Here is a 15122-nt window from a genome sequence, read left to right as displayed (position 1 = left end):
ATGTCACAATACTAGACATGAAGAACTAATAAGGAGTGATTAACATTGAATAACACCAAAAGAAGGATGGATTTTGTCCTTCTGCCGATTGTATTACTGGCGGCTTTTCTGAACGGGTACGGCATCTGGAACGATCCATATGCGAATTCCTATTATACGACTGCCGTTGGGAGTATGCTCAGCAACTTCCATAACTTTTTCTATGCTTCACTCGATTCGGCAGGCTCGGTAACTGTTGACAAACCACCTGTTGTCTTCTGGATCCAGACGGCCTTTGCCTATGTATTCGGATTGCACGGATGGAGCGTTATTTTGCCGCAGGTATTGGCGGGAATCGGTTCGGTGCTCCTGATTTATTTCATGGTGAAACCTACATATGGACTTGCAGCAGCACGAATCTCGGCAATTACAATGGCGACTGTGCCTGTCGTGGCGGCAGTAAGTCGGACCAACAATATTGACAGCATGCTGGTGTTTACGCTACTGCTGGGTTCATGGTTTTTGTTCAAAGGCAGCAAACAAGGCAGTGTGTGCCGTATTCTGGTTGCCTTTGCGTTAATAGGCTTGGCTTTTAATATGAAAATGCTTCAAGCCTACATGGTTCTCCCGGCTTTTTACTTGTTCTACCTGCTCGCATTTCAGGCGAAATGGAGAAGGAAGATCCTCCTGCTGATTGGCAGCACAGCTGTTCTGGCGTTGGTTTCCTTATCCTGGGCGGTAACGGTAGATTCTATACCCGAAGACCAACGCCCTTATATCGGCAGTAGTGAAACAAACTCGGTCATGGAACTGGCATTTGGATATAATGGCCTGTCTCGTCTAACGGGTCAGCAGAACACAGCAGGTAACGCGGGGATGCCGGACTCTACTGGACAGGGCAATAATCGTGGCAATCGAGGGGATTCGACTTCTGGTCCAAATGGCAATTTCCCGAACGGGCAGATGCCGAATGATATGGAAATGCCAAACGGAAGAAATTTCGGCGGCAATGGTGGCGGAGGCATGGGAGGAATGTTTGGCACGGGAGAGAAAGGTCCTCTGCGTTTGTTCCAAACTGAACTGTCAGGTCAAGCCAGCTGGCTTCTGCCAGTTGTATTGCTTGGATGCATTGCCATTTTTGCAGGGTTGAGATGGAGAAATATAACGAACAAGCACAAGGAGGCTTTATTCTGGCTTGCCTGGCTGCTTCCCGTTGCTGCCTTTTTCAGTGTGGCAGGCTTCTTCCATCAATATTATCTGATTATGCTTGCACCACCAATTGCGGCGCTGACTGGTGCAGGATATGTAGCTATGTGGAAGTCATATCGTGAACGAATTGGCTGGCAGGTCTGGTTGCTTCCGGTGTCCGTGCTGCTGACGACCTTGTTCGGCTGGTATATCATGCAGGGGTATAACGATACGATCGGTGCAGGCTGGTCCATTAGTGAATTGATCGCAGGCATGCTGGTCACGGTTATCCTGGTCGTTATGCTTCGTCGTACACATCGATGGAAACAGGGCTTCGTTATCGCAGGATTCGTGGTCATGCTGATCGGTCCAATCTATTGGTCATTCACCCCAATTACTTACGGTGGTAACAGTATGATTCCTGCAGCAGGACCTACTGGTTCCAATAGCATGTTAGGCGGAGCTGGAATGGGCATGCAGATGGGTAACAGTGCAGGAGTCACAGAAATGCCTACAACGGGTGGCCGTGGCGGAATGGGTAACCGTAACGAAGAAGTGGATACAACCACATTGAATTATCTGAAAGAGCACAATACAGGCGAAACGTATCTCTTCGCCACAACAGACTATAATCAGGCAGCACCTTATATTATCGACGAGAAAGCATCGGTAATTACGCTGGGAGGTTTCTCAGGTTCAGATCCGGTGTACACAACAGAGGAACTGGAACAACTCGTCAAGAGTGGTCAAGTGAAGTACTTCATGGTTGGCGGCATGGGTGGACGAGGAGGTAACTCGGACATTAGCGATTGGATCAAAGAGCACGGTACCGAGATTCCAGCCTCAGAATGGCAGACAGGCACGGACAGCGGAACTACGGATAACGCAGACACCGGAAACAGAGCTGGATTTGGATTCGGCGGACAGACTACCTTGTATGAAGTGAAATTGTAGCTATATAAATTGAACTTATCATTTACACGATAACGGAGAGGACAGAAAAAACCTGAAAAAGCGAAGCGTTCGCCTACAAGCTTTCTGCAAGAAAGCTACATCGGAAGCCATACGCTATCCCCGGAGGATAACAGCGATCGGAAGGTTGTTCTGTCATCGAAGTGTGCAGTGTAAATAATCTTTGGTTCAATTTGTATAGAATGAAAATCTCGAACGAAGTCCATTGAAAAGGGAGGGGACGAACATGGCTCACATGTACCGATACAGCATTATTATTCCCATGTATAACGAGGAAGCGATGATCGAGGAAACCTATCGGCGTCTGAAGAAGGTAATGGGTAGCACAGGAGAGAGCTATGAATTGCTATTTGTCAATGACGGCAGTATGGATCAAAGTGCACAGATGATCCGTGACTACGCCCGTTGGGACGAGAGTGTGAAACTGATTGATTTTGCCCGTAACTTCGGTCATCAGATTGCGATAACTGCGGGGATGGATTATGCAGCGGGGGATGCGGTCGTTATTATTGATGCGGATCTTCAGGACCCTCCCGAACTGATTCTGGATATGATTGCGAAGTGGAAAGAGGGCTATGAAGTCGTGTATGCCCGTCGCACCAGACGAAGTGGGGAAACCCGCTTCAAGAAATGGTCGGCCAGTCTCTTCTATCGTGTCCTTCGTACCTCAACGGATACGGATATCCCAGTGGACACCGGAGATTTTCGCCTGATTGACCGCAAAGTATGTGATGAGATGAAACGTCTTCCGGAGAAAAACCGGTTCGTGCGCGGGCTGGTCAGTTGGGTCGGATTCCGTCAGACTGCCATTGAATACGAACGTGATGAACGTCTGGCAGGAGAAACGAAATACCCGCTCAAACGCATGCTAAAGCTGAGCCTGGATGGCATTACTTCATTTTCGCATAAACCGCTCAAGCTCGCAGGTTATGTCGGTGCGATCCTGTCGGTAGGTGGATTCATCTATATGCTAACGGTTATTGGTTCGGCCATCTTTACGGATTCAACGATTAAGGGGTGGCCATCCATTGTAAGCATCATGCTGATGTTTAACGGATTCATCCTGATCATGCTGGGCATTCTGGGCGAGTACGTTGGCCGAATCTATGATGAGACCAAGGCGCGTCCGCTATACATTGTGAGAGACGTGGTTCAGGCCGAGAGCCAGCAAGTACAATCCCGATTGACAGCCCGAGTGGCTCACCATGACTAATCGTCTGGTCACACTCTTCAAGTTCGGAATTGTGGGTGTCACGAATACGGCAGTGGATGCGGTGGTGTTTGCTTTGCTCGCAGTGGTCGGTGTACCGGTTCTGATTGCTCAGGTAATCTCGTACAGCTGCGGAGTTGCGAACAGTTATTGGCTGAACGGCAGGTGGACTTTTCGAGATGCAGCACGAGGGGGCGGCGATAGAGTGAAACTTATTCGTTTTCTAATCACCAATCTCATCGTTCTCGCGTTATCCGCCCTCATTCTGCTGACTTTGCGCGACATGCTGGGTTGGAGTCTCGTGGTGAGCAAGATCCTGGCAACCTTGATGGGAATGGTTCTCAATTATATGGCCAGCAGATATTGGGTGTTTCGTGCAACTACCATATGAAAGGAGTGTATGAGGAAATGCAAATTAAAAAAGCAGTCATTCCGGCAGCGGGTCTCGGAACCCGTTTCCTGCCAGCGACCAAAGCACAGCCCAAAGAGATGTTACCGATTGTGGACAAACCGGCCATCCAATACATTGTTGAAGAAGCAGTACAGTCAGGCATTGAGAATATCCTCATTGTGACCGGACGCAACAAAAAATCCATAGAAGATCATTTTGATAAATCGGTTGAACTTGAACATTCTTTATATGCCAAAGGCAAACAGTCTTTATTGGAAGAGGTGCAAGCTATCAGCGAGATGGCAAATATTCATTTTATTCGTCAAAAAGAACCGCTTGGACTAGGGCATGCGATTGGGTGTGCACGGCAATTTGTAGGGGATGATGCCTTCGCTGTACTGCTCGGAGATGACATTATGGTGTCTGATCCGCCTGCACTTGCACAGATGATCCATCTCTATGAAAAGACAGGCAACCAAATCATCGGTGTCCGTCAGGTAGAGCCCGCAAATGTGAGCAAATATGGCATCATTGATTCGAATGGCGTAGAGGACCGGGTTCACCGGGTCACCAATCTGGTCGAAAAACCTTCCCTTGCAGAAGCCCCATCCCGAACAGCGGTAATGGGACGATATATTCTGAAACCTTCCATCTTCCCCATTCTGGATCAGATTGAGAGAGGGGCTGGAGGGGAATATCAGTTAACAGATGCCTTGAAAGAAATAAGTCAGACGGAGGAACTATTGGCCCTTGAACTGGAGGGACGACGCTACGATATTGGCGATCAATTCGGATATATTCAGGCGATCTTGGAGATCGGACTGATGCGCAAGGAATTACAGCCCATGCTGACACCATATCTTCAGAAGCTTGCAACCCAGTGGGCATAGGGATTGATATGTGGCAGAGGTTTTTCCAGCATTGTACAATGCTTCCTGTAACGCTACAATCAACAAGAAGTTCAAGTTGCTCTTTGAGGAGTGAGGAATCATGAATGAGTCTATCATCAGGGACCTTATTCAGTATATGGACGTGGAGGACAACGCCGCCACCCAGTACATTCAGACCGAGCATCGGATGAAACTGGGACTCTTTTGGGGGATACAGGAAGGCAGCCGCGTTCTGGAAATCGGATGTGGTCAGGGAGATACAACGGCCGTGCTTGCACATCTGGTGGGGGAGCATGGGCACGTTCACGGTGTAGATATTGCACCAGAGGATTATGGTGCACCGCTGACCGTAGGCGAAGCGGCAGCCAAGCTGCGGAGATCTCCGCTGGGTGATCGAATTCGAATGGATTATGATTTCGACATTCTAAGTGATCAAGCCCAATTCGCCGAGGATGAGTTTGATGTGATTGTGCTATCCCATTGTTCTTGGTATTTGAAATCGATTGACGAACTCGCCCGGATTCTTAGCAAGGTTAGGACGTGGGGACATCAGTTGTGTTTTGCCGAATGGGATGCACGAGTTACAGATGCGAGCCAGCTCTCGCACTGGTTATCCGTTCTGATTCAGTCCCAGGTCGAATGCTACAAGGAGAATAGCTTCTCCAATGTACGCACGCTTTTTACACCGGAGGATATCCAAGAGCTTGTCTCTGCGGCAGGCTGGACGATGAAGGAAGAGATTTCGATCCATTCTCCCGAGTTGCAGGACGGTCGCTGGGAAACTGAAATGACACTGGCAGAAGCGCCTGTGGAACTGCAGATGCTTCCGATCCCGGACAAGGTAAGAACACTTCTTCTTTCCGAACTGAAATTACTTAGAACATATCATGCCTCGGGGCCAGGGAGTCCACTGGGAACGTATGCGATTGTTGCCAAAAAACAGTAAGAAAATAGCTAGTTGCATCTTTTTATAAGAAAAAGTTCTATCGACGTACTTTCACAGGAGACAGACCGCATTTAGCTGAAGCTTTTCTTGCGATAATTGAATTGTTCAGCCCCGCTGAAAACGTATAAATTCCATTATCTAAAAAAATATGTTTACTTCATCACGGTAATTTTGATATTATAATCGCAATATCAAATGCGATGAAGAGACGAGTAGATAAAATTCATTCTTTCAAAGAGAGCTCCGGCAGCTGAAAAGGAGTAAAGAATCTTTTATTGAATAAAGACTCAGAGCAGCACATCGGAACTTAGGATTAAGGGATGGTGTGACAGGAGCTCCTGTTACAGAGCTAGAGTATGAACGGTACAGCCTAGCAACATGGTTGTAATCCTTTACTTGAAGAGGCGGATATGGTGACATATCGGCGAATCTGGGTGGTACCACGAGAGTTCAATCTCGTCCCTGAGACTATTGTCTTGGGGATGGGATTTTTTGGTTTTTCCGGGGCTGTGACTACACGCTTTGGAATTGTCTGAATAGTGTTAATTAAGGAGTCAATTTCATAATACGTTTTTAGTGAGTTATGAAATTGATTCAAAGAGAAGAATCACTCAAACCGAAAGGAAATGATGATTGAATGTCAGCAAAATTGAAAGTCGGTATTGTCGGAGGAACGGGAATGGTAGGTCAGCGTTTTGTGGACCTGCTCGATCAACATCCATGGTTTGAAGTAACAGCAATTTCTGCAAGCGCCAATTCGGCAGGTAAAACATATGAAGAATCCGTACAAGGCAGATGGAAACTCGCAGTTCCTATTCCGGAAGCTGTGAAGAAAATCGTTGTTCAGGATGCTTCCCAGGTCGAGGCTTTTGCCAGCCAGGTTGATTTTATTTTCTGCGCGGTTGATATGAAAAAGAATGAAATTCAAGCGCTCGAAGAGGCTTATGCCAGAACAGGCACACCTGTCGTGTCCAACAACTCGGCTCACCGCTGGACAGCAGATGTACCCATGGTAATCCCTGAGATTAACCCGGGACATCTGGATGTCATTGAAGCTCAACGCAAACGTCTGGGAACCAAAACCGGATTCATTGCCGTAAAACCAAACTGCTCGATTCAGAGCTATGTGCCAGCACTGCACGCCTTGCGTGAGTTCAACCCGACTCAGGTCGTCGCTTCCACGTATCAAGCAATCTCGGGAGCAGGTAAAAATTTTACCGACTGGCCTGATATGCTCGATAATGTCATTCCATACATCGGTGGCGAAGAAGAGAAGAGTGAGCAGGAACCGCTACGGATCTGGGGCAGCATTGAGAACAATCAGATCGTCAAAGCATCGGCTCCACTAATTACAACCCAATGTATTCGTGTACCTGTAACGGATGGACATCTGGCTACAGTGTTTGTAAACTTCGATAATAAACCAAGCAAAAACGAAATTCTGGAGCGTTGGTTGCAGTTCAAAGGTCGTCCGCAGGAACTGGCTCTGCCAAGCGCACCGAAACAATTCATTACGTATTTTGAAGAAGAGAACAGACCGCAGACGAAACTGGATCGTGATATCGAACGCGGAATGGGTGTCTCCACAGGCCGCCTGCGCGAAGATTCACTCTATGATTATAAATTCGTGGGATTGTCTCACAACACGCTCCGCGGAGCGGCAGGAGGTGCGGTTCTGATCGCAGAACTGCTCAAAGCTGAAGGATATATTCAGCCGAAATAAGTACGAAAGCATCATGAGCAACAACAGTTTCTGAACAGAATGATTAAATGAAAACCATCACTCGTTGATGGTTTTTTTGTATTGTGGGGACCGAAATGGTGAGTAGTTGATACACGGAGCAAAAGTGTATAGGGATTAATACGGCGAAAAACGCCGACGTGATTGTCGACGTTTTATACTTGATGAAAGGGAAGCCTCCCCCTTTTTTTAAAATATACATAAAGTAAGAAGAAACTTTTATTGTTAGAACAAACGTGACCTATCATGACTTTAGGTTTAAGATACTATGCTAGTTGCTGCTTCATAGCAGCTAGCGGGCATTGACCCGAAGCTTCGGCTTCAGGAAGACCGCGGCTCTTTAATCGGGATGCAGGACAACTTCCTTCTTCGTCACGTTTGGTCTCCCAATTGGCAGGGTTGGTCATATCCGGGATGCGTCGCTCCAAAATGGCCTGATATTGACGTGCTTTCTCTTCCAAATGGGCAACGCGGCTCTTGGCTTCTTCAAGCTGAATCAGCGCCGCTTCCTTGTACTCCATCATAAGTGCAAATCGCTGTGCAACGGTTGAATCCCCTTCGAGGCAGAGATCGACGTATGACTTAATATTTTCAATCGGTAAACCTGTCTGCTTGAGGCATTTGACGCCATGCAGCCAATTGATTGATTCTTCATCAAACACCCGAATATTATTTTTATTGCGTTGAACGCTTGGAACCAAGCCCTTATCCGTATAAAAGCGAACTGCGTGCTCTGTGAGTCCCGTAAGCTGGGCAGCATCCTGGACAGTATACATATGGAATCCTCCTTCTAAAAAAATATTGGAGACCGCTTGACTTCGTGTAAGACGAAGGAGCTAGGGTTATTGTAACGCAAGTCGGACGGAAGTGGAATCCCGCTTAGTTGCAGGATTCCAGGAATACGTGACCACTTGCGATTCACAATTGAACCATAGGAGGAATTGAGTATGCAAACTGTAACCTTGAACAATGGAGTGAAAATGCCGATCATTGGCTTTGGTGTCTACCAGGTTCCCGATGCTGATGAATGCGAGAACACGGTATATGAGGCACTGAAGGCCGGTTACCGCCTGATTGATACCGCTGCCGGTTATTTGAACGAAGAAGCGGTTGGACGCGCAATTAAACGCAGCGGCATACCGCGGGAAGAACTGTTTATCACGACCAAGCTTTGGATTCAGGATGCCGGATACGAAAGTGCCAAGCTGGCGTTTGCCAAATCGTTGAGTAAGCTTCAGCTTGATTATCTGGATATGTATCTTATTCACATGCCGTTTGGTGACTATTACGGCGCGTGGCGTGCGATGGAAGAACTGTACCGCGAAGGCAAGATCAAGGCAATCGGTGTCAGCAACTTCCTTCCAGACCGTCTGATGGACCTCATCGTTCATAACGAAATTGTGCCTGTCATCAATCAGATCGAAACGCATCCGTTTCAACAGCAGGTCGACAGCGCTGCTTTCATGAAAGAACAGGGGATACAGCACCAGTCCTGGTCACCGTTTGCCGAAGGTCGCAACAATTTGTTCAGCAACGAAGTGCTGGCCTCCATTGCCGAGAAACATAACAAAACCGTCGCCCAGGTTGTACTGCGCTGGCTTGTGCAGCGGGACGTCGTTGTTATTCCCAAATCGGTACGCAGAGAGCGGCTCATCGAGAACTTCGATATTTTTGATTTTGTACTGAGCCCAGAAGAGATTGCAACCATTTCCACACTCGATACCAAGGAAAGTCTATTCCTAAAGATTGACGATCCTGAAGTTGCCAAGATGCTGGGCAATATGAAAGTGGATTTGTAACCCAGAAACGAATTACTAAGTTTACGAAACGTAACAGTATCGTAGCAATAATAGTAATAACAGCAACTCAATGCAAAACGCCGACAATGATGTCGGCGTTTTTTAAACATTCCAATATGTTGTTAGGCAGCGGATGTCTTATCCGACTTTTGCAGAAGCTGCGAGCGACGACCGAGCAGATAACCTGTCAGTGAAGCGAGCATCTGCTGGAATACCATGCCAAGCACGACAGGGACAGCAACAGGTGGCGGAAAATAGGAAACAGCGAGTACTGCGCCTGCGCTAATATTACGCATGCCTCCATTGAACACCAGAGCGACCTGATCGGCCTCATTCCAGCCCAACAATCGGGCAATGAAATAACTCAGCGCATAACCAAATGATGCTAAGAAAATAATGATGACCGCAAGTCCAGCCAACTTCCAGTTGAAATCAGCCAAGTAGGGCGCAACGACAGATCCGTTAATCGCGACGACAGATGCCATGAACAATTTGGACAACGGATTCAATCTCGGTCCCCAGACCGGGACAATGGCGCCTTTGGTCCACTCATTCAGCAGCATACCGAGCAGGGATGGCACAACAATCATCCAGAACAGACTGCTCATCATGGCTGCCGTATCCAGTGTGACACTGGTGCCAATTAGCAGGGATAACACCCCGGGGACAACGAAAGGAGCAAGCATGGTATCAATCAGAATGATGGAGAGCGTAAGCGCGATATTGCCCCGATAGATGCTAACCCAGATGAAACTGCTTATTCCTGTCGGAATCACGGCTGCCAGAACGAGGCCCGTAATGGTGTACGCATCTGTAGGAAAGACCAGATGACCCATACCCAGAGCAATAAGTGGCATTGCCAAATGCAATATGAACAGACATACAAACAGGGGGAACGGCTTCTTCAGCACGTTCACAAAATCCCGTATCCCCAGACTGATGCTTCCAGCGAACGTCATGAACGCAAAGAGCCAAGGGGATAAAAAGGTATAAGAAGAAAGAAAACTCCCGCATAACACGCCAATAATAATGCTGATTGGAGTAATCAGTGGCATGATGCGGTTCAAGCGTTGGTTTAAGGCTTGAAGCATAATCATGACATCCCTTTACCGTGTGATTATACTATTATACATGTTAATAACGTTAGCTGCAGACCCATTTGCAATGAAGCTGCCTGAACAGGTATCATGGACTAGAATAATGATTTTGATGAGGAGAAGGGGGAGATGATCATGTTCAAGCGGAAAAGAAAACACACATTGATGATGACAGGCCTTATTGCATCAAGTATTCTGTTGATTTCGGCCTGCTCTGTCGTGGAGCAAGCCAATCAGAGTCTAAATTATGTGAGTGGGGCTACTGATTATATAGAACAGGTATCGAACGCCGGGGCTGATCTGCAAGAGCTCGCATCAAGTGCGGTGAATAATCCGGAGATAACCACTCAGATTCAGGAGAAAATCGATCTGATCCAAGCAGAAGCAAGCGAATTTTCCCAATTGACGGCACCCGCAATAGGAGAAAGCATTCATGAGAATCTGGTCAGCTATAATACGCAATTAACCGAAGTCGTAGGCAATTTCGAGAATACGATAGCGGAGCAAGGTTTTACGGCAGAAAATTGGGAGAAGACAGGGATTCCTGAACTGATCACCAACATCAATAATTTGAAAGATCCGCTTAGCGGACTTGGGAATGAATAATCGGAATGATATCGAGCGATATGATGTAAAAGATATCTGACCGACAAAAAAAGGACGATATACCGAAGTCATTTTGACCAATCGGGAATATCGTCCTTTTTTTGTTTTGTTCATCCAACAATAACGGCTCTTATGAAGATGATTTGCTACGGATCTTGGAGCTTAGATCATCAATCTGTTGATCCAAAACGTTTCCTGCTTTACTCAGAAATCCTGTAATAAGCGCCAGTTCTTCCTCAGTATATGAGGAAGCGAGGTCAACCATAGCGGAATGAAGGGTGAGATACGTATTACTGACCTCTTCTTTGTTCTCATACAACGGAACAATAATAACTTTACGGCGGTCATTAGGATCATTTTCACGGCGAACAAAACCATTCTTCTCTAGCCTGTCAATTAACGTTGTTACGCTTCCTGTAGCCAGACCGGTAAGTTTTGACAGTTCACCTGCGGTAATTGGACCTTTCTCACGCAGAATATCAACGGATATAAAATCGTTGTTGTACAAGCCCAGAGAGGCAGCCACATGCTGCTGATATAACACGGTGCGCGTACCCAGGCTCCGCATTCGTAATGTAAAATTCTCCTGCAATGCTGTCGGTTGCTGATGTTGATCTCTTGACAAAAGGTAGGCCCCCTCTTAAGATGACATATATCTTGATTATCGAGATATTAGATTAACGAGATAATTGATTTTGAAGATACTAGATTGACGTATGATAAATTCAACTCATTTTAACGGACATTGTACTTATTTGCAAAGGGGACGATTGATGTGAGAGATGCAATACGGATTAAAGGGGCACGCGAGAACAACTTGAAGAATATCTCGCTTTCAATTCCGAAGTATAAGCTGGTCGTTCTCACAGGTCCGTCCGGTTCAGGCAAATCCACGCTGGCGATGGATACCCTGCAACGGGAATGCCAGAGACAATACATGGAATCGATGGGATTAACGTCGGATTCGATCAGCAAACCGAAAGTGGAATCCATTACAGGTCTATCACCATCAATCAGTGTGGGACAGCACGTGACCAATCGAAATCCACGTTCTACGGTTGGCACAGTGACAGACATTTACACGTTCGTTCGCTTCATTTTTTCCAGACTTGGGGAGCGATTATGTCCCGTTTGTAAAGGTATCATTTCACCAACTGTGGAACCTGCAGGTCAGCTTGTTGAGGAAGACGAGTACATGGATCATGCAACGATGAATTGTCCTCATTGCAGTGCGGTGATTGAAAAACTGGGGATGTCACACTTTTCGTTCAATAAACCGGAGGGAGCCTGTAAAGAATGCAGAGGACTAGGAAATGTGGCAACGATCAATGAAGAGGCTGTATTTAATCCGGAACTCAGTGTACGAGAGGGAGGGGTAGCATCGTTGAACGGTGTATATCGTGATATACAGATCCGCATTCTGGTTGCAGCCAGCAAACACTTCGGATTCGAATTCGATCCGGATCTTCCATTGAAAGAGTTCGGTGAAATCGAGCATGATTTGTTGTATTACGGTGTGGATAGCGAACAATTCAAACGACATTACCCTACGATCAAACCGATCCAGGGAACCAAGTTTGAAGGTGTGATCCCCGGACTGTGGCGTCGCTATAAGGAAAAGGAAGGCGAGGCTGGTGCAACGGAAAAAGACGGAGGTTTTTTTCATCAACAACGGTGCTCCGAGTGTGAGGGAGCGCGATTGAAAAAAGAGGTGCTTTCTGTACACGTAGCTGATGCTTCCATCTCTGAAGTAACCAACTGGTCATTCAGCAAGGTATCGGAATGGACGCTTGAGTTACAAGAGATGATCTCACCGGAAGCGCACCACCTCCTAAATCCAATCCTTCATGATATGCCTATCAAGCTGCAACGCATTATCGATGTTGGACTTGGCTATCTCTCCATGGATCGTCAAACGGTAACCCTGTCTGGCGGCGAAACCCAACGATTACGACTCGCATCACTTCTAGGCTCCGGTTTAACCGGCGTTCTGTATATCCTGGACGAACCGACAACAGGGCTTCATCCACGGGACACGGTTGGCCTGATTCGTGTGCTTCAGGAGTTGCGTGATTTGGGCAATACGATTCTTGTCATTGAACATGATGTCGAGATGATGCGTGCAGCCGATCATGTGATTGACATTGGTCCAGGAGCTGGATTGAATGGAGGAATGGTGGTAGGAGAGGGAAGCCTGGAGGATTTAATGATAAGTGAGCATTCGGTTACGGGAGCGTATCTGAGAAATGAATCTCTCGGTACTTCTACGTATAAACGAAGAGAGGGTACGGGGCAGCATATTGTTATTCGTGAAGCTCAGCTCCGCAATATTGATATTCCAGTTGTATCCTTTCCACTTGGCAAGCTGATATCTGTAACAGGGGTATCAGGGTCTGGCAAATCCACACTTGTATTCGATATTCTTGCAGGGGCGAATCCTTCGATGCAGAAGAAGTTTGTTTATGGGGAAATGACGGGTATGGAGCATGTCGGTGATATTGTTATTTTTGACCAAACCCCGATGGGGAGAATGCAACGATCCAATGTTGCCACCTACACGGACGTGTATACCCACCTGCGCCAACTGTTTGCTGGTTTGCCTGATGCCAAGGCGCGGAAGCTTACGGCCAAACACTTCTCCTTCAATACACCCGGGGGTCGCTGTGAAACCTGTCAGGGTCTGGGCGTATTATCTGTAGATATGAACTTCCTGCCTGATCTGGAAGTGACCTGTCATGACTGCAGAGGCAAACGGTTTACGGAAGAAGTATTACAGGTACAATATGAGGGTTTCTCAATCTCTGATCTATTGAACATGTCCGTGGCGGAAAGTCTGCCGCTTCTAAAAAGCCATACCAAAATCACCGATTTTGTTGAGATGCTGTGTGAAGTTGGACTTGGATATCTTCAGTGGGGACAATCCGTCAAAACATTGTCAGGCGGCGAAGGGCAACGGATCAGATTGGCAAAAGAGCTGAGTAAAAAGACCAAAAAACACACGCTCTATCTGTTGGATGAGCCAACAACCGGCCTTCATCCGTCAGACATCAAGCAACTTCATATCCTGCTGGATAAACTGGTGGAGTCCGGAAATACTGTTGTTGTTGTAGAACATAGTCTGGAACTGATTCGCGAATCCGATTGGGTTATTGATATTGGTCCGGAAGGCGGAGCAGCCGGTGGTGAGCTTGTGGCCGCAGGTACACCAGAGCAGGTAGCTGAAGTTCATGCATCCTATACGGGACAATTTTTGAAACGGATATTAGCTGAAGGCCTCTAAGTAAGGATATCTCTTATTCTGAGAAGATGCTTGCCGATTCCGATGAATATTTAGCTTCACACTAGCAAGACTATATAATACCTAGATGTAAATGATATGAATTTATTCACATATAGGAGTGACTATTCTATGTTGTTTGACAAGGTTGTGACAGAGGCGTATGATGAATATATAGATTAATTAAGTATAGTTACTTACTATAAGTTTTATGTTGGGTCTAAATATATTTTACCAAAGGAGAACTACGTCATGACTGAGCACAATGGAAAAGTAATCATTATTACAGGTGGAGCGAGTGGTATTGGTAAAGAGACAGCACTTCAACTTTCGGGTCAAGGCGCGACTATAGTTGTCGCTGACTATAATGAAGATGGTGCGAAGAAGCTTGCCGCAGAGATTGAAGCAGCAGGCGGAACAGCAGGAGCGTACAAAGTGGATGTATCCAAAGGGGACGAGATCAAAGCCCTGATCGACTGGACAGTAGAGCAATATGGTACGCTAAGCGGTATTTTCAATAACGCAGGGATTGGACTTGTGAAGCCATTTCTGGAGATGGACCCGGAATCCTATCACAGAGTCATTGATGTAGACCAGCATAGTGTGTACTACGGCATGTATTATGGTGCGAAAAAGATGGTTGAATTGAATGTACAAGGTACCATTGTTAATACGGCTTCGATCTATGGAAGTGTTGCAGCAGTGGGCAGCTTTAACTACAATGCAGCCAAGGCTGCTGTTGTCATGATGTCCAAGTCCGGTGCACTGGAACTGGCTGAGCATGGAATTCGCGTGGTTGGTGTAGCACCTGGCTTTATCGAAACACCGATTCTGGGTGATGACCAAGCCATGAAGGATGCGCTTGCTACCCAACATATGCGTGGAGAGCTCATTCAACCGGAAAAAGTAGCCAGTGTGGTTACATTCCTGTTCAGTGAAGCAGCAAGTGCAGTGAACGGTACAACTATCGCAGTGGATGATGGGTTCCTCAGCTTCAAAACCAAATAAGCAAGGCTTATAAGGAAA

General features: G+C 46.8%; 13 protein-coding genes and 1 other annotated feature. Of the genes, 10 read left to right on the top strand and 3 right to left on the bottom strand.

Annotation, left to right across the window (positions count from 1 at the left end; translation table 11 throughout):
* Positions 1 to 66 precede the first annotated feature (66 nt).
* The 6 genes from AC4G47_RS17390 (at position 67) to asd (ending at position 7299) form a co-directional block, all read left to right on the top strand.
* Entirely contained in the window at positions 67 to 2121 is a 2055-nt protein-coding gene (locus AC4G47_RS17390; protein WP_491106733.1) for a glycosyltransferase family 39 protein, read from the top strand.
* Between the two features lie 244 nt (positions 2122 to 2365).
* Positions 2366 to 3352, top strand: coding sequence for a glycosyltransferase family 2 protein (locus AC4G47_RS17385; protein ID WP_491101991.1), 987 nt, complete (start codon positions 2366 to 2368; stop codon positions 3350 to 3352).
* Positions 3345 to 3740 carry a GtrA family protein gene (locus AC4G47_RS17380; protein ID WP_491101990.1) on the top strand — a complete coding sequence of 132 codons (396 nt, stop codon included), beginning with the start codon at positions 3345 to 3347 and terminating at the stop codon, positions 3738 to 3740. Before AC4G47_RS17385 ends, AC4G47_RS17380 begins: the two co-directional genes overlap by 8 nt.
* Before the next feature lie 17 nt (positions 3741 to 3757).
* Entirely contained in the window at positions 3758 to 4630 is an 873-nt protein-coding gene (galU, locus tag AC4G47_RS17375; protein WP_491101989.1) for a UTP--glucose-1-phosphate uridylyltransferase GalU, read from the top strand.
* Between the two features lie 100 nt (positions 4631 to 4730).
* Complete coding sequence (locus AC4G47_RS17370) at positions 4731 to 5576, top strand: class I SAM-dependent methyltransferase (protein WP_491101988.1); 846 nt, start codon at positions 4731 to 4733, stop codon at positions 5574 to 5576.
* Between the two features lie 191 nt (positions 5577 to 5767).
* Positions 5768 to 6043 (top strand) — a binding site (T-box leader).
* A gap of 170 nt (positions 6044 to 6213) precedes the next feature.
* Positions 6214 to 7299, top strand: a complete 1086-nt coding sequence (gene asd / locus AC4G47_RS17365) for an aspartate-semialdehyde dehydrogenase (RefSeq protein WP_491101987.1) — start codon at positions 6214 to 6216, stop codon at positions 7297 to 7299.
* Between the two features lie 284 nt (positions 7300 to 7583).
* On the opposite strand, the gene AC4G47_RS17360 is transcribed toward asd, so the two are convergent.
* Positions 7584 to 8093, bottom strand: a complete 510-nt coding sequence (locus AC4G47_RS17360) for a MerR family transcriptional regulator (RefSeq protein WP_491101986.1) — start codon at positions 8091 to 8093, stop codon at positions 7584 to 7586.
* A gap of 171 nt (positions 8094 to 8264) precedes the next feature.
* Between AC4G47_RS17360 and AC4G47_RS17355 the strand changes: the two genes are divergently transcribed.
* Complete coding sequence (locus AC4G47_RS17355; RefSeq protein ID WP_491101985.1) at positions 8265 to 9116, top strand: aldo/keto reductase; 852 nt, start codon at positions 8265 to 8267, stop codon at positions 9114 to 9116.
* Positions 9117 to 9238: 122 nt separating this feature from the next.
* Here the strand turns inward: AC4G47_RS17355 and AC4G47_RS17350 are convergent, their stop codons facing one another.
* Positions 9239 to 10207 (bottom strand): bile acid:sodium symporter family protein, encoded by a 969-nt coding sequence (locus AC4G47_RS17350; protein ID WP_074094894.1) that lies wholly within the window; start codon positions 10205 to 10207, stop codon positions 9239 to 9241.
* 141 nt (positions 10208 to 10348) lie between these two features.
* Here AC4G47_RS17350 and AC4G47_RS17345 point away from each other — a divergent pair, with 141 nt between their 5' ends.
* On the top strand, positions 10349 to 10819 hold the full coding sequence (locus AC4G47_RS17345; RefSeq protein ID WP_491101984.1) for a DUF6376 family protein: 471 nt from the start codon (positions 10349 to 10351) through the stop codon (positions 10817 to 10819).
* 130 nt (positions 10820 to 10949) lie between these two features.
* Here AC4G47_RS17345 and AC4G47_RS17340 read toward each other — a convergent pair whose 3' ends face one another.
* Positions 10950 to 11387: a MarR family winged helix-turn-helix transcriptional regulator gene (locus AC4G47_RS17340; RefSeq protein ID WP_491106732.1), complete on the bottom strand. Its 438-nt coding sequence runs from the start codon at positions 11385 to 11387 to the stop codon at positions 10950 to 10952.
* Between the two features lie 207 nt (positions 11388 to 11594).
* Between AC4G47_RS17340 and uvrA the strand changes: the two genes are divergently transcribed.
* Positions 11595 to 14099: an excinuclease ABC subunit UvrA gene (gene uvrA, locus AC4G47_RS17335; protein ID WP_491101983.1), complete on the top strand. Its 2505-nt coding sequence runs from the start codon at positions 11595 to 11597 to the stop codon at positions 14097 to 14099.
* Between the two features lie 249 nt (positions 14100 to 14348).
* Positions 14349 to 15104, top strand: coding sequence for an SDR family NAD(P)-dependent oxidoreductase (locus AC4G47_RS17330; RefSeq protein ID WP_491101982.1), 756 nt, complete (start codon positions 14349 to 14351; stop codon positions 15102 to 15104).
* The last annotated feature ends 18 nt before the right edge of the window (positions 15105 to 15122 follow it).

The sequence above is a fragment of the Paenibacillus sp. Negev47 genome (assembly GCF_058313655.1).
The sequence above is the reverse complement of the archived record's forward strand: the minus strand, read 5'-3'. Positions and strand labels throughout refer to the sequence as shown.